The 16,103-nt window shown below is 36.9% G+C and carries 17 protein-coding genes; 9 read left to right on the forward strand and 8 right to left on the reverse strand.

Going from position 1 to position 16,103, the window contains the following annotated elements; all coding sequences use genetic code 11:
• Positions 1 to 157: 157 nt before the first annotated feature.
• The 3 genes from HMPREF3182_RS06020 (at position 158) to panD (ending at position 3,552) form a co-directional block, all read left to right on the forward strand.
• Entirely contained in the window at positions 158 to 1,885 is a 1,728-nt protein-coding gene (locus HMPREF3182_RS06020; protein ID WP_062486207.1) for a proline--tRNA ligase, read from the forward strand.
• Between the two features lie 431 nt (positions 1,886 to 2,316).
• On the forward strand, positions 2,317 to 3,165 hold the full coding sequence (gene panC, locus HMPREF3182_RS06025; protein WP_062486210.1) for a pantoate--beta-alanine ligase: 849 nt from the start codon (positions 2,317 to 2,319) through the stop codon (positions 3,163 to 3,165).
• A 3-nt stretch (positions 3,166 to 3,168) separates the two neighbouring features.
• A complete protein-coding gene (panD, locus tag HMPREF3182_RS06030; protein ID WP_007393184.1) occupies positions 3,169 to 3,552 on the forward strand; it encodes an aspartate 1-decarboxylase in 384 nt (127 codons plus the stop codon).
• 150 nt (positions 3,553 to 3,702) lie between these two features.
• Here the strand turns inward: panD and HMPREF3182_RS06035 are convergent, their stop codons facing one another.
• The 6 genes from HMPREF3182_RS06035 to HMPREF3182_RS06060 form a co-directional block, all read right to left on the reverse strand.
• The gene (locus HMPREF3182_RS06035; protein ID WP_062486212.1) at positions 3,703 to 5,994 is read right to left on the reverse strand and encodes a heavy metal translocating P-type ATPase; all 2,292 of its coding nucleotides are present in this window, start codon (positions 5,992 to 5,994) and stop codon (positions 3,703 to 3,705) included.
• An 18-nt stretch (positions 5,995 to 6,012) separates the two neighbouring features.
• Positions 6,013 to 6,291 (reverse strand): metal-sensing transcriptional repressor, encoded by a 279-nt coding sequence (locus HMPREF3182_RS06040; RefSeq protein ID WP_062486216.1) that lies wholly within the window; start codon positions 6,289 to 6,291, stop codon positions 6,013 to 6,015.
• Positions 6,292 to 6,415: 124 nt separating this feature from the next.
• Positions 6,416 to 6,844, reverse strand: coding sequence for an OmpH/Skp family outer membrane protein (locus tag HMPREF3182_RS06045; protein ID WP_007393232.1), 429 nt, complete (start codon positions 6,842 to 6,844; stop codon positions 6,416 to 6,418).
• Positions 6,845 to 6,950: 106 nt separating this feature from the next.
• Positions 6,951 to 7,355 carry a GerW family sporulation protein gene (locus HMPREF3182_RS06050; RefSeq protein WP_007393206.1) on the reverse strand — a complete coding sequence of 135 codons (405 nt, stop codon included), beginning with the start codon at positions 7,353 to 7,355 and terminating at the stop codon, positions 6,951 to 6,953.
• Positions 7,356 to 7,360: 5 nt separating this feature from the next.
• Positions 7,361 to 8,014: a hypothetical protein gene (locus HMPREF3182_RS07575; RefSeq protein ID WP_156208553.1), complete on the reverse strand. Its 654-nt coding sequence runs from the start codon at positions 8,012 to 8,014 to the stop codon at positions 7,361 to 7,363.
• A 54-nt stretch (positions 8,015 to 8,068) separates the two neighbouring features.
• Positions 8,069 to 9,175 (reverse strand): NADH:flavin oxidoreductase, encoded by a 1,107-nt coding sequence (locus tag HMPREF3182_RS06060; RefSeq protein ID WP_062486219.1) that lies wholly within the window; start codon positions 9,173 to 9,175, stop codon positions 8,069 to 8,071.
• 208 nt (positions 9,176 to 9,383) lie between these two features.
• On the opposite strand from HMPREF3182_RS06060, the gene HMPREF3182_RS06065 reads away from it, so the two are divergent.
• Positions 9,384 to 10,667, forward strand: a complete 1,284-nt coding sequence (locus HMPREF3182_RS06065) for an adenylosuccinate synthase (RefSeq protein WP_007393145.1) — start codon at positions 9,384 to 9,386, stop codon at positions 10,665 to 10,667.
• 52 nt (positions 10,668 to 10,719) lie between these two features.
• Here HMPREF3182_RS06065 and HMPREF3182_RS06070 read toward each other — a convergent pair whose 3' ends face one another.
• Complete coding sequence (locus HMPREF3182_RS06070; RefSeq protein WP_062486222.1) at positions 10,720 to 11,373, reverse strand: hypothetical protein; 654 nt, start codon at positions 11,371 to 11,373, stop codon at positions 10,720 to 10,722.
• 151 nt (positions 11,374 to 11,524) lie between these two features.
• Between HMPREF3182_RS06070 and HMPREF3182_RS06075 the strand changes: the two genes are divergently transcribed.
• Genes HMPREF3182_RS06075 through HMPREF3182_RS06090 form a run of 4 tightly spaced genes read left to right on the forward strand, consistent with a single transcriptional unit; the run spans position 11,525 to position 14,702 of the window.
• Complete coding sequence (locus HMPREF3182_RS06075; protein ID WP_007393164.1) at positions 11,525 to 12,301, forward strand: ParA family protein; 777 nt, start codon at positions 11,525 to 11,527, stop codon at positions 12,299 to 12,301.
• The gene (locus HMPREF3182_RS06080) at positions 12,291 to 13,208 is read left to right on the forward strand and encodes a ParB/RepB/Spo0J family partition protein (RefSeq protein ID WP_062486225.1); all 918 of its coding nucleotides are present in this window, start codon (positions 12,291 to 12,293) and stop codon (positions 13,206 to 13,208) included. The genes HMPREF3182_RS06075 and HMPREF3182_RS06080 overlap by 11 nt, the downstream gene beginning before the upstream one ends.
• 41 nt (positions 13,209 to 13,249) lie before the next feature.
• Complete coding sequence (locus tag HMPREF3182_RS06085) at positions 13,250 to 13,750, forward strand: DUF4446 family protein (RefSeq protein WP_235808665.1); 501 nt, start codon at positions 13,250 to 13,252, stop codon at positions 13,748 to 13,750.
• 37 nt (positions 13,751 to 13,787) lie between these two features.
• Positions 13,788 to 14,702 (forward strand): M23 family metallopeptidase, encoded by a 915-nt coding sequence (locus HMPREF3182_RS06090; protein ID WP_062486228.1) that lies wholly within the window; start codon positions 13,788 to 13,790, stop codon positions 14,700 to 14,702.
• A 43-nt stretch (positions 14,703 to 14,745) separates the two neighbouring features.
• On the opposite strand, the gene HMPREF3182_RS06095 is transcribed toward HMPREF3182_RS06090, so the two are convergent.
• Positions 14,746 to 15,468 (reverse strand): M48 family metallopeptidase, encoded by a 723-nt coding sequence (locus HMPREF3182_RS06095; RefSeq protein ID WP_062486231.1) that lies wholly within the window; start codon positions 15,466 to 15,468, stop codon positions 14,746 to 14,748.
• A 70-nt stretch (positions 15,469 to 15,538) separates the two neighbouring features.
• Between HMPREF3182_RS06095 and HMPREF3182_RS06100 the strand changes: the two genes are divergently transcribed.
• Positions 15,539 to 16,093, forward strand: a complete 555-nt coding sequence (locus HMPREF3182_RS06100; protein WP_007393173.1) for a 3'-5' exonuclease — start codon at positions 15,539 to 15,541, stop codon at positions 16,091 to 16,093.
• Positions 16,094 to 16,103 lie beyond the last annotated feature (10 nt).

Below are 16,103 nucleotides of genomic sequence, written 5' to 3' on the forward strand. Positions count from 1 at the left end.
AACCATAGTTAAAATATTTTCTTGGGTAGTAATTGACGTATTATAGGTTGTCGTTATAAAATGACAAGAGATTATATTAACTGCGGTGTTGGTGGACAAGACCGCAGTTTTCTATGTGTTTATTATTGGTAATCCCGATATTCAAGGAGGTTTTTGTATGTTAGCATCAAAATTATATTGTCCTACATTACGAAATGATCCGGTAGAAGCGGATATAGTTAGTCATAAATATATGTTAAAGGCTGGCATGATTCGTAAAAATGCATCGGGTTTTTATTCTTTTTTACCTCTTGCACGGCGTTCTATTTTAAAAATAGAACAAATTATACGTGAGGAAATGAATAAAACGGGAGCGCAGGAAATTATGATGCCGATTGTCCAACCCGCAGAAATTTGGCAAGAATCTGGTCGCTGGGATGTATATGGTAAAGAAATGTTTAAATTAGTGGATCGCCACGGAAAAGAACATTGTTTAGCACCGACACATGAAGAATTGATTACGACATTGGTACGTAATGAATTACGGTCATATAAACAATTGCCTATTAACTTATATCAAATTCAAAATAAATATCGGGATGAAATTCGGCCGCGGTTTGGCTTGATGAGAAGTCGTGAATTTGTGATGAAGGATGCTTATTCTTTTGATATGGATGAAGAAGGATTAGCACTTACTTATCAAGATATGTATAATGCGTATAGCCGTATTTTTACTCGTTGCGGATTGCAATATAGTATTGTTTTGGCTGATTCTGGACAAATCGGCGGAAAATATAGCCATGAATTTATGGCATTAGCTCAATCAGGGGAAGCAGAAGTGGTGTCTTGTACGCACTGTGAGTATGCTGCCGATATTGAACAGGCAGAACCAAAGACTTTAACTATGGACGTAGAACCAATGGTAGAACTTAGTAAATTTGCGACGCCGCATTGCTCAACGATTGAAGAGTTAGTTAAGGTTGCAGCTGTTCCTATTGAAAAAACAATTAAAGCTGTCGCCTTTGATATAGACGGAGTATTGGCTTTGTGTATGGTCCGGGGCGATCATGATGTAAATGATGTGGCGGTACAGCGTATTGTGGGGGGCAATGATGTTACGACAGCAAGTGCCGAATTACTTAAGCAACATGGATTAGTGCCAGGATATATGAGTCCTATTGGAGCTAATAAAACAGATGAGTCTTTTGTCATATTGGTAGATCCTACCGTAATGCAAATATATAATGGGGTGGCTGGAGCGAATGAAGAAGGCTATCACTATCGTTATGTCACTCCGCAACGAGATTTTACGGACGTTCGCGTTGAAACGATTCGTTTTATGACGGAACAGGATCAATGTCCGCTTTGTAATGCACCCATTCAACGGGCTCATGGTATTGAAGTAGGACAAGTATTTCAGTTAGGAACAAAATATTCCGAAGCGTTACAAGCTACTTTTTTAGATAAAACCGGCAAGGCCAAACCATTTGTGATGGGGTGTTATGGCATTGGGGTAACGCGTACATTGGCAGCATCTATTGAACAGTATCATGATGAAAATGGAATTATTTGGCCAGTTGCTATTGCACCTTATGAAGGTGTAATATTACCTTTAAATATGAAAGATGAATCGATGGTAACGATTGCTCAAAATCTTTATGCACAATTAATGGTAGATAACGATGAATTTGTGTTAGATGATCGCAATGAAAGAGCTGGTGTTAAGTTTAAGGATGCCGATCTTATAGGTTATCCTATACAAGTAATAGTAGGTAAAGATGCGGTACAACAGGGAAATATAGAAATTAAAATTCGGCGAACTGGTGAAAAATATGTTGTACCTATTAATGAGGCAGCTAGTCAGGTTCAGAATAAGTTAAAAGAATTACGTCAATTGCACCAATAATAGGGAAACATAACAGGGAGGCATAGAACCCAAAGAGGTCATCAAGAAAATGGGGATGACCTCTTTTTTTGACGGCAAGTAATCTTATGACCGCAGTACTTAGATAGTGATAGTATATTTTTAGTATTAGCGATGAGAGCAAAAGAGATGCTACGTGAAGTAAATCACTATTGATATGGTGGTAGTAAATATGCTATTATACAAATAAGGCAAAAGATAGCATCACATAAGTGAGTTATACTTTAAAAAAGATATGCTATGATACGGCAATGAATTTTATATAGATATGTTTTACTGCTTGGATCATAAGGACTGAGACAGGAAGTTATCCACGGTAGGGGAGTCTTATTTGAGGAACCTGGTGTCGTTGACCTTTTTGGCTTGGGCTAAAAAGGTTTTTCTTTTGCCAAAATATCATAAAGGGGTGTATTATGCAATTATTTAGTACGGTTCAAGAGATGCACGAATATAGTAGAAAACAACGGGCATTAGGAAAGTCGATTGGCTTAGTTCCAACGATGGGATGTTTACATGAGGGACATTTGACTTTAATGAAAGAAGCGAAAAAAAATTGTGATGTGGTTATTGCATCAGTATTTGTTAATCCTATACAATTTGGGCCTAATGAAGATTATGATGCTTATCCGCGTCAAATTGAGCGTGACGCATCAGCCTTGGAACAAGTTGGAGTGGACGCTTTGTTTTGTCCATCGGTCAAGGAAATGTATCCTAAAGGATACCATACATATATTGAAGTAGAAAACGAGTTCACAAATAAATTGTGCGGTGCAAAGAGACCCGGCCATTTTCGTGGGGTTGCAACTGTGGTGACAAAGCTGATGAATATTACCGCAGCTGAACATGCTTTTTTTGGACAAAAAGATGCACAACAAGTGGTTGTATTATCGCGTGTTGTGGCTGATTTAAATTTGCCAATTCAGATTCATATGGTACCTATTGTACGTGAACCTAGTGGTTTAGCTTATAGTTCTCGCAATACCTATTTATCGAGTATAGAAAAAAAGCAAGCACTGATTCTTTCTCAAAGTTTACAAAAAGCTAAAACAGCATATTTAGCTGGGGAACGGAATAGAGGATGTTTGATAAAAGTAGTAACAGAAACATTGGCACAAGAAAAAATGGCTGTTGTTGATTATGTTCAAGTATATACGTTTCCTGAGTTGGAAGAATTTTCTTCTTATACGGGAAAAATTATTATTGCTATTGCTGTGTATATTGGTAAAACTAGATTGATCGATAATATTATATTGGGGGAATAAAAGATGTATTTGCATATGTTAAAGTCGAAAATTCATTGTGCTACGGTTACAGAAGCTAATTTACAATATGTGGGAAGTATTACTATCGATGAAGCCTTAATGGAAGCAGCACATATTTTGCCTAATGAACGGGTACAGATTACTAATAATAATAATGGTGCTCGGTTAGAAACGTATGTTATTCCAGGAAAACGAAATTCTGGAGTTATTTGTTTAAATGGTGCGGCGGCACGTTGTGTTCAAGTAAATGATGTTGTTATCATTATGGGGTATGCATGGATGGATGAAACCGAAGCGAAACAGCATAAACCAACAGTGTTGTTATTAAATAAGGATAATACTATTCGGGAGGATAGTTATGTAGAGTCCCATGGGCATATAGAATAATTAAAGAATATATGTTAAGAAGACTAATGTTTCACGTGAAACATTAGTCTTCTTTTTTTGAGGAAGGCTATATAAAATGCCACCTTGTTTCACGTGAAACAAGGTGGCATTGTGATAGATGAATCAAGAAGATGGCACTAGATAAGGAGTTTATAATTTATGCTCTGTATTAAAATGGCGAAGGCGCAAGGCATTCAATACGACACAAATACTACTGCAACTCATAGCAGCAGCGGCAATCATTGGATTTAATTTTATTCCACATAATGGATATAATAGGCCAGCAGCTAAAGGAATCCCAATGATGTTATAAATAAATGCCCAAAATAAATTTTCCTTTATATTGCGTAAAACGCATTTGCTTAAACGAATAACGTTGACGGCATCATTTAAGTCATTTTTTATCAAGATGGCATCGGCACTGTCCATGGCAATATCTGTGCCGGCACTAAGGGCTATTCCGAGATCGGCTCTAGCTAGTGCTGGGGCGTCATTAATTCCATCTCCTATCATTGCTACTACATGTCCTTCCGATTGTAATTTAGCAATGTGTGTTTCTTTATCTTGCGGGAGTACTTCGGCTATGACACGGGGGATTTTTAATTGTTTTTTTAGGGCATTTGCTGTTCGTTGATTATCACCTGTAAGCATAATTATTGATAATCCAAGCTTTTTTAATGCATTGATAGCTGATTCACTAGTTTGTTTAGGGGGATCGGCAACTGCAATGATACCGAGTATTTGTGTGGCGGAGGCAAAGATCAAAGGCGTTTTTCCTTCGTCCGATAATTGATGTATTTTTGGTAATATAGATGTTAAATCAAGGTGTTTTTCTTGTAGTAATGTTGTATTGCCAGCGTAATATATTCTGTCTTGAATGGTGGCTTCTATTCCCTTACCAAAAATCGCTTTCATCGTATCTACAGTTGTAGGTGTGATCTTATGGTGTTTGCCATAAGATCTGATGGCTTCGCCTAAAGGATGTTCACTGCCTATTTCCATTCCTACGGCCAAGGATAATAGTCGGTTTTGGTCTAGTGAGTAAGGGAGAATATCTGTTATAGTTGGAGTACCGGTTGTGATAGTTCCTGTTTTATCTAAGACGATAGTATCAACGTGATGGGCAATTTCTAAAGCTTCGCCTGATTTTATTAGTATTCCCGACTCTGCTCCTTTGCCCATACCTACCATAATCGCAACAGGTGTGGCTAAGCCTAAGGCACAAGGGCAAGAAATGACAAGAATGGAAATGCCTATTGAAAAAGAAAATTCTATGGTCGCATCCATTATAAAATACCAAGCAGCGGTAGCTATAAGGGCGATACCGATGACGATAGGAACAAAATAAAAGGCGATGGTATCGGCTATTTTGGCAATAGGCGCTTTACTGGTAGTTGCTGCATCCATTAATTGAATAATTTGTTGTAATGTGGTATCAGTACCGACTCGTTGAGCTGTTACATGGATAGTGCCGGTTTTGTTTAACGTAGCTGATGTGACCGTATCTCCTACTTGCTTTTCGACAGGCATACTTTCTCCTGTTAGTGCTGATTCGTCTATTGTTGTGATTCCTTGTTGAATAATTCCATCTGCGGGAATTCGTTCACCTGGTTTTATTTGCAAGAGATCGCCTACCTGCAATTTGTCGATTGCGATAGTTATTGCTTTGTTTTGCCGTAATATAGTAGCTTGTTGTGGCGATAAATCCATTAATCTTTTTATAGCTGTGCCAGTTTTATTTTTTGCTAACGTTTCTAAATATTTTCCGATAGATACTAAGGTAACAATCATCCCGGCCGATTCAAAGTATAAATTTGTACTGTATGTTTGCACTAATGGTAGATTGCCTGTTCCTAAGCCTATACCAATACGATAAATAGCGAATATACCAAATATGGTTGATGCTAATGAACCGAGGGCAACGAGACTATCCATATTGGGGGAGGCGTGCCATAAGTTTCTTAAACCGTTTCGATAATAATTTTTATTATATAACATAATTGGAATTAGCAATAAAAATTGGGTATAAGCATAGGTTAAGGCATTTTGGGAGCCATCAAAAAGTTGTTCTATGATAGATGGTACAGGTATACCAAAGAGATGATACCACATAGTATGCATGGCAATATACATCAAAGGGAGTAAAAAGAGGACGGAGCCTATAAGATTGTGTTTCATTGTAGTTGTTTCAGCGGATGTATCTAATGTGTTCTTTTCCGTTTTTGTAGCATTAGGTAGGGAGGCACCATAACCAGCTTTTATTACTGCTTGGATAATCTCAGCGGACGATAAGATGGTTTCATCATAACTTACTTGCATGGAATTGGTAAGTAAATTGACGGTAATGGTGCTTATGCCCGGAAGTTTTTGTAGTGTTTTTTCAATACGGGCAGAACAGGCAGAACAACTCATGCCGGTAATGTTATATTTTTCGTTTTTCATAAGGACGTTCTCCTTCTCTTATTTTATATTTTTCTGTATTAATGTAAGTAGTCGTTCTAAGGCTTCGATAGAACCTGTTTGTATATCTGGTAGTAGTGTTGACGTATGATAGAATAATAATTCGGTGGTACATGAATGTAAGGCCGCTTGGATAGCTTTTATTTGTGTAAGTGTATCATGACAAGAGCGTTTGTTTTCTATCATGTTTTTTACACCTCTTACTTGTCCTTCAATTCTATTTAAACGTGAAATTATCTTTTGTTCTTTTTCTGTTAGTAGTAGATTTGAATTTGTCATTATAGTTCTCCTTGTTATATTTATGACGCATACATTGTAGGGGTATATATTGTATGATATACCCCTATAATGTATGCGTCAATGGGCAAAAAAAACGATAACACTTGTTGTTATCGTTTTTTTTTTATTTTAATTTTTCTAATACGGCTTGTGTTTCATCTACAGGTGCTGCATCTGCAGCAATAACAGAACCTTTGAAGACAATAGCATCTAAGCCTTTTTCTTTGCGAACTATGTTTACTTTATTAGCAATATCTTGTTGAATTGGTCCAAAAATTTGATTTTGTAAAGCATTTAAACGTTGATTTAATTGTTGTGCTAATGCACGACGTTGATCATCTGTTTTTAATGTAGCTGATTGATTAGTGAATTCTGTATTGGCTTGTTTTACAGCACTTTGCATTTGTACTACTGCTTTTTGGTAATTTTTATGGGAAGTTACTAAGGTATCAAAATCTACACTACCAATTCCAGCAGCAAATGCAGAAGTTGCTGCACTTACTGTAATAGTACCTAATACAGCTAATGAAACCAATTGTTTTTTTACATTCATGATACATCCTCCTAATCGCATATTTGCGAGTATTAACATACTTGTATGTATTATAGCAAATGATTTATAAAAAAACAACCATAGTGGTAATTATTTACAAAATAGGTTATTTGGAGTCATCTTTTCCTTCTTGATCGATATCATCGTCATTAATGTATATGTATTTATCTTTTTTTAATTTCTCAATAATTTCAGGAGCCATGGCGATTAATTTCTCAAAAGCGGAGGTTTGATGACCGTCTTTTTTGATAGAAAACATTTCTACGCGGTCACCCTTTATTACTAATATTGCGGCAGGTTCCATTTTTGCACCACCGCCACCACCAGAATTGGAGCGTCCTGTTTCTTTTTTTCCAGTCAAATTATTCGCTCCGAAACCAAAAGATATGTCTACAAAAGGAACTAAAATAGCGTCTCCAATATGTACAGCTTCTCCTACCACCGTTTCTACACGAATCATTTCTTGAAATTTTTCAAAAAGCGTATCTAGTGTTAATTCAGTTTTTTCCATGAGGTTCATCCTTTCTTATTCTGTATAAGTTTATATAGCTGTTTGCGAATAGGGGTATATAGTAATAATTGGCTTGTGTGCCAAATAAAATGAGCCGGGTATATATATCCTTGTGCGGTAATTGTACAATCACAGCAGGGGGATAAAAAATCAAAGGCAAGTTTTTTTACATGTTCTTTACCGTAAGTATAAATAATTCCCGCTAATATTCCTGTTTTATAAGGATCACCTAGTCCTATTATACCTGTTATGATACACTGTCTAATACGAGAAATATATAGTAATGTAAATATATAGCTGATACATTTATCTAATATATCTAGATTCATTAAATGTATCATAATAGGTAGAAAATAGTCGTCTGATGAAGAGGGCATAGTTGCTTTTTGGGAGGTATCAGAAATGGATATATCCGCTAAAGTATCTTCATTGATTGTTGCGGTAGATGGTGGTGGAGAGGAATCCTTTTTTGTGTTGTCGTACATCATTGTATAGTGTAAGGTACGGTGATATATCAGCGGAGAAACGCCCCAGGTAATGTTTACCGTAAATGAGTAAGGCGTGCCTAGATGAATAGATAATGAATAAGAACAAGGGATATATAACAAGAGTATAAGCAGGCATAAACTAATGATTAAAATAAAACTCAGGATACTCATGTTAGGTACTCCTTTATTATAGGATAAGAATAAAAAGAAAAATGATAATTAACATTATTTCTTGTCGGAGTTATTAAATACGCAAGCAATGGCATTGGTGCCGTAACAACGAGAACAAGAGATACAAGTCGCTGGTTCTGTGTTACCATTACGCCAAAGATTGGGTAAGTCAGGCTGCCTTAAAAAGGGGCGTGACATAGAAATAAAGGTAATATCAGTTTGTTGCAAAGTGGTTTGAATTTGCTCTATATTGCGATAGCCACCGACAACACCTATATCGATGGGTTTATCTTTTAAAGCGGAGGCAATTGCTTGTGCGTATTGTTTAAAGTACATAGGTTCTTTTGTGCGGCGGATAGCCCGGATGGGACCTTTGCGTGGGAGGGAAGACATATTGCCGCCACTCACTTCAATGGCGTTTACCCCAACATCGGCTAAGCGAAGCATAATTTCGTATCCTTCTTCTTCGGTAAGTCCTCCTTCTTCCATAAAATCAGCACAATTTATTTTTACCCAAAGGGGAAATTCTTTTCCTACTACGTTGCGGATCGTTTGTATTGTTTCAAATAGAAAGCGCGAACGGTTTTCTAAGGAGCCGCCGTATTCATCTTGACGACGATTAAAGAAAGGGGTTAAAAATTTACTAATTAAGTAGCCGTGAGCAGCATGAATTTGAATTCCATCAAAGCCAGCTTTTTTTGCACGTAGAGCTGCTTTGCCCATATCTTTGATTAACTGATATATTTCCGCTTGGGTGAGGGCGTGGGATTCTTGTATTGTTTTTCCTACTTTTTCGGATATTCCACTCGGACTAATAATGGTTCCCTTTCCTTCGGGTAACATGATAGCTCCGCCAATTTCTACGAGTTGAGCAATTATTTTGCTGTGATACATATGAACACGTGCTACGAGTTTGGATAAAGGGGAAATACATTCATCATCATGGATACAAATTTGACAGTGTTGATGGGGTTCTAGCGGGCTTGCTGCAATCATTCCCGTAATGATGATGCCTACCCCACCATTAGCTAAGCGCTGATAGGTGTGAAACATTTCTTCTGTTGGATGCCCCTCAGCGTCGGCAAGTCCTTCAAATGTTGCGGAACGTACCAAATGGGAAGAAGCTGAAATACCGCCAATACGACAATTCTCAAATAACATGAACAATCTCTCCTTGCATAGGGTAAAAATAAAATTTTATCATATTATTATAGACTAATGCACGGAAAAAATCTATTTCTATATAAGTAAAATAAACCGATTTTTGATATAAAGGAAAAGTTTTGTGCTTGAGATTAGGCATTTTGACGGTTTTCGTGTATAATATAAGTGCTTGTTAATTTGGCATGTATGAAGGGATGTAAAAGCTATGGCTACAGCAATGGTAATTGGCACCCAATGGGGTGACGAAGGAAAAGGCAAAATTGTTGATTATTTAGCACAAAAAGCGGATGTGGTTATTCGTTCGCAAGGTGGAAATAATGCAGGGCATACGGTCGTTGTAAACGATCAATCATTTGCATTGCGACTCTTACCTTCGGGAATACTATTTTCGGATAAAACGTGTATTATTGGTAGTGGTGTTGTCGTAAATCCAAGTGTACTATTAGCAGAAATTGATAGTATAAAAGCACGAGGTGTGCATATTAGTTCATTAGAAATTTCTACTCGTGCACATGTTATTTTCCCATATCATATTCGTATTGATGAGGAAGATGAAAAATTAAAAGGCGAGGCTAAAATTGGTACGACTAAAAATGGGATTGGACCATGCTATGCTGACAAAGTTAATCGGATAGGTATTCGTGTTGGCGATATGCTTGATGAAGCGGTGTTCCGAGAAAAATTAAAATATAATGTAACATTAAAAAATCGCTTATTTAAAATGTATTATGAATGCGATGGCTTTTCATATGAAGAAATGCTACAGGAATATTTAGAATATGCAGAAAAAATTCGTCCATATGTAAGAGATACGGATTATTCTGTAAATTATTATATTTCGCAAGGGAAAAAAGCTTTGTTTGAAGGTGCCCAAGCGACGATGTTGGATTTAGATCATGGTACGTATCCTTTTGTTACGAGTTCTAATCCCACTTCGGGTGGTGCTTGTGTTGGTGCAGGTGTAGGGCCGCGGAAGATGGAGAATATTGTGGGGGTAGTAAAAGCGTATACTACTCGTGTTGGCGCAGGACCATTTCCAGCAGAACAGATTAATGAAGCAGGTGAATATTTACGAAATACGGGGCATGAATTTGGTACGGTTACAGGTCGCCCGCGACGGTGTGGTTGGTTGGATACGGCTGTTGTAAAGTATGCGGCGATGTTAAATAGCTTAGATTATTTAGCGATTACGCGGTTAGATATTTTAGATGGGTTGGATACGATTAAAATTTGCACTGGTTATACTTATGAAGGGGAAAAAATAGAAGAGTATCCAGCAAGTTTGGCTGTTATGGAAAAAGTACAACCTATTTATGAAACATTACCGGGTTGGAAAACGCCAATTTCTCATTGTCGAAATTACGAAGAATTGCCTAAAGAAGCACGTGCATATGTAGAACGTATTAGCGAATTAGTAGGGGTACCTTTAGGCATTGTTTCTGTTGGCCCCAATCGAGATCAAACCATTATTTTACAATCTATTTTTTAATAATAAGTAAAAATAAAAAAATAAAAAGGCTATCGTAATAAGATAGCCTTTTTTAGTTATTACAAGTATTTGATAAGGCACAGTGAGAACAGCTGCTAGTCGAACAATTTTCGGTAGAGCGTAAACAGAAGAGAACGGCGAGTGATTTGCGAGGAAGTAATAAACCACCAGGGGTGGTAGAAATACCGAGTTCTTTACCTCCGGCTGCTAATGCTAGGTCTAATTGTTGGCGCATGGGCCAATCGCCATTTCCCGGGATAAAACACCAAGCTATGGATAAATGTTTATCGTGTACCATTTCGTCTATGGTTTTGGCAAATTGTTCTAGATATAATTGTAAAGCGAAGGTTGCTGTCGCATCTAAAGCAATTCCTTGCTGAAAATCTTTGGCTAAAAAACGTTCATCAATCATATTTTGTAGGGCATTTCCGAGGGTGATTACACCAGCTAGTAACATCGTTGTATGAGCTAATAACGATAGTAGTTTTTTGCTTTGCATTTCAAATGAATGGTCACCGAGTAAATGATGAGAATCAGCATCGTAAAAAACTTGTTTAAATGTTCCTTGGGGAGTTGCGACCGTTTTTATTGAGTCACAAGCTTCTTGAAGTTGGTTTTCGTGAAATTGATTTTGACCACGTGAAGCGAGAAATTCTTTTAATTTATGCATGGGTATTGTTGGTAATGGATCATTATATAACGTCATATAGACACAACCTTTCGATATATTTAATATATTTTCTATTGTATAAAGGCAGGGGAATATTGCCTGATAAAGGATGGAATTCCTCTAGTTACTACATCTATACTATGCTATACTATACTATAGATTTGATTTTAGGAATGGGGTGAATAGGGTGGCATATGTCATTGCCGTGACCAATCAAAAAGGTGGCGTAGGAAAAACAACAACTGCTGTTAATGTTAGTGCGTGTTTAGCAGAGAATGGAAAAAGAACCCTATTAATAGATCTGGATCCACAGGGAAATGCTACAAGTGGTTTAGGAATTGATAAAGAAATATTAAATACCAGCATATATGACTGTTTAATTGATAGTACACCTTTACAGGATATTTTACAACCATCAGTGGTAAAAAAATTACAGGTGGCACCATCTACGTTGGATGTTGCTGGGGCATCGGTGGAATTAGTTAATGTAGAACAACGAGAATATGTGTTGAGAGAACGAATTAAACCACTTTTACAAGACATGAAAAAAGCGTTTGAATATATTATTATTGATTGTCCACCGTCGTTAGGCTTATTGACGATTAATGCACTAACGGCAGCTGATTATGTGTTGATACCAGTGCAGTGTGAATTTTATGCTTTGGAAGGATTAGCTCAACTTATGAAAACGATCGATATGGTGCGTACGACATTTAATCATTCGTTAAAGGAATTGGGTTTGATATTGACTATGTATGATGGTCGGACAAATTTATCCATTCAAGTGGCAGAAGAAGTTAAAAAATATTTTAAGGGAACCGTTTTTAAAACGATTATTCCACGTAATGTTAGATTGGGAGAAGCACCTAGTCATGGCGTACCAATTACTGTATATGATGGGCATTCAAAAGGCGCGGAGGTGTATAAAAAATTGACCAAAGAGGTGATGCACCGTGTCGTCTAAAAAAACAGCAGGTAGTGGAAAACATGGATTGGGGCGAGGCCTAAGTGTGTTTTTACCTCAACGAGAGGATAGCCGTGAAGGTGATACTATTCAACAAATCAAAATAGCGAATATTCAGGTGAGCTCGCATCAACCTAGACGTACGTTTCCGCTAGAAGGATTACAAAAATTGTCGGAATCGCTTAAAGCGTATGGACTTGTACAACCTATTATTGTACAAAAACAGCCAGACGGAGGATTTGTTTTGGTGGCTGGAGAAAGAAGATTGCGTGCCGCTAAGTTATGTGGTTGGGAGTGGATTCCTGCCTGTGTACGGACATATGAGGAGCAATTGGCCGCGGAAGTAACCTTGATAGAAAATATACAGCGTGAAGATTTAACGGCGGTTGAAGAGGGGATGGCATATCAGCGTTTTATTGAAGAATTTTCCTTGACGCAGGAACAAGTTGCTGCTAAAGTGGGTAAGAGTCGTTCGCATATAGCGAATATGATACGGTTATTGCAATTGCCTGAGTCTATTCAAGCGATGATTGATCAAGGTCAGTTATCGATGGGGCAAGCACGGCCATTGCTATCTTTATCAGAGCGGGCTCAGCAAGAAAAGCTGGCAGCACTTATTGTGGCACAGGAACTTTCTGCTCGACAGGCAGAGCGGTTGGTAAAAGATGCTAATTTAGGCAAAGATAAACGGAAAAAAATGCCACAAGACACGTTTTTAAAAGAGGTACAAGATCAGCTAAAAGTTCATTTAGGAACGTCTGTAGCTATTCGTTTAGATCAACATAAGCAAAAGGGAAAAATTGAAATATCTTTTGCATCAGAAGCGGAATTTGAAAGATTGTTAGCCCTATTGACAGATCTTGACAACCGGGATGATAGAAAAGAAACAATATCTTTTCATGTGTAAATAATGTATGAATAAAAGAGTTACTAGAGCAGGTGAAGAAAATGATTTTGGGAGGCATGTGGTTTCCTATATATGGGATTATTGTTATATTTATAGGAATCATTTTGTTGTTTTTATTAGGATATATCATTAGATTGAATATACGGTTAAATCGCTTGCATAAAAAATATGATTTTTTTATGCAAGGCGCGTCTGGTCAGAGTATAGAATATAAATTACAGGAAGAAGTACGTCACTTATATGGATTAAAAGATATAGTACAAAAGATTCAGGATGAACAACAAGCCATATTATCGATACAAAATTATTGTTTTTGTAAAATCGGCTTGAAAAAATATGATGCTTTTGACAATATGGAAAATCAGTTAAGTTTTGCCATTACACTTTTAAATAAAAAAAATGATGGTTTTTGTTTATCTAGTATATATGGCCGAAATGAATCAAGAGTGTTTGCTAAACCTATTATTAATGGCACTTGTACATATAGTATGAGTGATGAAGAAAAGGACAGTTTGTCACAGGCATTACAGCATGAAGAGTAGAAAAAATTCTATATTAGTAAGAAAGGATTGGTTAAGCATGCAAGATGGGAAAATAAAAAAGATCCCATGGCGAGAATCAATTCGTGCATTCACTTGTTTGTGGTTATATGATAGTAAACAAGATGTTGTCTTTACACCAGTGCAAATTCGTCGATGGGTGCGTATAGGTGCCGCTATAATAGTCATCATTATAGTAGCTATTGGAATGATTATATATCAATTTATGGCCTTACAGCAGGCTCAAGATGAAGTTGATTTATTACAGCGACAGCGGGAATTAGTCACTCAAAAAATAGAAATTTTACAACAAAAAGTAAATATTATGGGGAAGATAGCACAAGAATTACAAATGGATAGACAAGGAAAGGATAGCTTCCCAAAAAATAACGGCAGTCATACGGAAGAAGTAAATATTGGGCATTCTTCTTATGATGATCTGGCATTGGCTGCCGGTAAGTTAGATATGTATGTAAATGCCCAAATTATTAAATTTATCCTTATAAAAGAGGGGATAAATCAGAATCAAGGTGCAGGTAGTGCGAATAATGTTGTTGATGCGAAAGTAAAGATCCCTTCTATTTGGCCAGTGCGAGGAAGAATTACGTCTTTTTTCGGTCCACGAATTAGGCCTATGGCTGGGGCATCGTCTTTTCATGAAGGTGTGGATATTGGTGTCCCTATCGGGACCCCGGTACATGCAACTGCTACCGGGATAGTGGCGTTAGCTACATGGGTAGGAGGATATGGGAATTTAGTGGAAATTACCCATAGTGAAGGATATACTACACGGTATGCACATAATTCTTTATTATTGGTTGTGGCAGGGCAACATGTATCTACAGGAGATATTATTGCTCTTTCTGGAAGTACGGGAAAAAGTACGGGACCACATGTACATTATGAAGTTCGATTACAAGGAAAAGCATTGAATCCAATTCTTTTTTTACCATAAGGTAAGGAAAAAGCATCCTTTCTTATATAAGAAGGGATGCTTTTTATATACACCAAGGTAGATAATTGTTTAACTGTTTTTTTCTTTCTTTCCAATCGGGCATGATTGTTGTCATGATATTATAAAAATGTTTTGAATGATTAGGATGGATAAGATGGCATAGTTCATGAACCATGACCTGATCTAATAAAGGGGAAGGCATAATGGCTAAATAGGTGCTTAGCGTGATGAGGCCTTTGGTGGGCATACAAGATCCCCAACGTGCATGCATTATTCGTTGTTTTAATTTAGGAAAGGGAAGGGAATAGTCGTAAAATAAAGGAAACATACGGTTAGCACTTTGCGTAAACAATGTTTTACCTTCTTGACGTAATAATAAGTGATAAAGGGCAAGCCGTTGTTGTAGTGTATTGTTCACAAGTTCCATGTGGATCGTTGTTTGGCATTTATAAATGGTGCTTCTTCGTTTCCCTTCTTTAATATGTAATATATGAGGCTTTCCGTTTAGTAGTAAAATGCAGCCCTCTTGTAAGGCAATAGAAATAGTATTATTATTTTTTAAACGGATTAGGTTTTTCTTTATAGTATCTTCGTGCTTTTTTAAGAATGCGTAAATTTGTTCCCATGGAACGTGCGGTGAAGCTGATATATGGATATGCCCATCACGATATAAGCGAAGATTGATATTTTTGACGGGTTTTCTTTCTAAGATAATTGTTTGATTTAAGAAGGGAATATATTTTGTTTCAGAGATATAGTTTGTCATGATAACACCTTTCTTATAGAACATTTATGCTATAATGTAAAGTATAACATAGTGGGAGAAAATAAATATAATGATAGAATTTACAGCTATTGATTTTGAAACTGCAAATAAGTATGCTAATAGTGCTTGTTCCGTTGCGATTGTACAAATGCAAGGAACAATATGCGTACAAGAAACATATACGTTAATTAAGCCGCCTTTTATGGTTTTTGAGACGCCGAATGTACAAATTCATGGTATTACACCACAACAAGTGATGCATGAAAACAAATTTGATACCTTATGGCCAACATTAGCACCGCAATTAGATAAATATATTGTGGTAGCACATTATGCGGCATTTGATATGCGGGTATTACGCAGTTTGTTGAAAACATACCAACTACCAAAACCAACGTTACGCTATATGTGTACCGTAGAGCTTTCACGGCGAGTATGGCCACATCTTAAAAATCATAAATTGGATACGCTTGCAGATATGTTGGGAATTTCATTTCAACATCATCAAGCGTTAGATGACGCTAGGACGTGTGCAAAAATTTTATGTGCTGCTATAGAAAAAGTAGGGGCACAAAGTATCGAAGAATTGGTATATCATACAGGAATATCGCTAAAAAAATTATAAAGGTATATGT

The sequence above is a fragment of the Megasphaera hutchinsoni genome, from assembly GCF_001553405.1.
Lineage (GTDB): Bacteria > Bacillota > Negativicutes > Veillonellales > Megasphaeraceae > Megasphaera > Megasphaera hutchinsoni.

Bases quoted from the DNA above. Each gene is read 5' to 3' on its own strand.
- HMPREF3182_RS06020 (WP_062486207.1), top strand. From the start codon at position 158: ATGTTAGCATCAAAATTATATTGTCCTACATTACGAAATGATCCGGTA.
- panC (WP_062486210.1), top strand. From the start codon at position 2,317: ATGCAATTATTTAGTACGGTTCAAGAGATGCACGAATATAGTAGAAAA.
- panD (WP_007393184.1), top strand. From the start codon at position 3,169: ATGTATTTGCATATGTTAAAGTCGAAAATTCATTGTGCTACGGTTACA.
- HMPREF3182_RS06035 (WP_062486212.1), bottom strand. From the start codon at position 5,994: ATGAAAAACGAAAAATATAACATTACCGGCATGAGTTGTTCTGCCTGT.
- HMPREF3182_RS06040 (WP_062486216.1), bottom strand. From the start codon at position 6,291: ATGACAAATTCAAATCTACTACTAACAGAAAAAGAACAAAAGATAATT.
- HMPREF3182_RS06045 (WP_007393232.1), bottom strand. From the start codon at position 6,844: ATGAATGTAAAAAAACAATTGGTTTCATTAGCTGTATTAGGTACTATT.
- HMPREF3182_RS06050 (WP_007393206.1), bottom strand. From the start codon at position 7,355: ATGGAAAAAACTGAATTAACACTAGATACGCTTTTTGAAAAATTTCAA.
- HMPREF3182_RS07575 (WP_156208553.1), bottom strand. From the start codon at position 8,014: ATGAGTATCCTGAGTTTTATTTTAATCATTAGTTTATGCCTGCTTATA.
- HMPREF3182_RS06060 (WP_062486219.1), bottom strand. From the start codon at position 9,175: ATGTTATTTGAGAATTGTCGTATTGGCGGTATTTCAGCTTCTTCCCAT.
- HMPREF3182_RS06065 (WP_007393145.1), top strand. From the start codon at position 9,384: ATGGCTACAGCAATGGTAATTGGCACCCAATGGGGTGACGAAGGAAAA.
- HMPREF3182_RS06070 (WP_062486222.1), bottom strand. From the start codon at position 11,373: ATGACGTTATATAATGATCCATTACCAACAATACCCATGCATAAATTA.
- HMPREF3182_RS06085 (WP_235808665.1), top strand. From the start codon at position 13,250: ATGATTTTGGGAGGCATGTGGTTTCCTATATATGGGATTATTGTTATA.
- HMPREF3182_RS06090 (WP_062486228.1), top strand. From the start codon at position 13,788: ATGCAAGATGGGAAAATAAAAAAGATCCCATGGCGAGAATCAATTCGT.
- HMPREF3182_RS06095 (WP_062486231.1), bottom strand. From the start codon at position 15,468: ATGACAAACTATATCTCTGAAACAAAATATATTCCCTTCTTAAATCAA.
- HMPREF3182_RS06100 (WP_007393173.1), top strand. From the start codon at position 15,539: ATGATAGAATTTACAGCTATTGATTTTGAAACTGCAAATAAGTATGCT.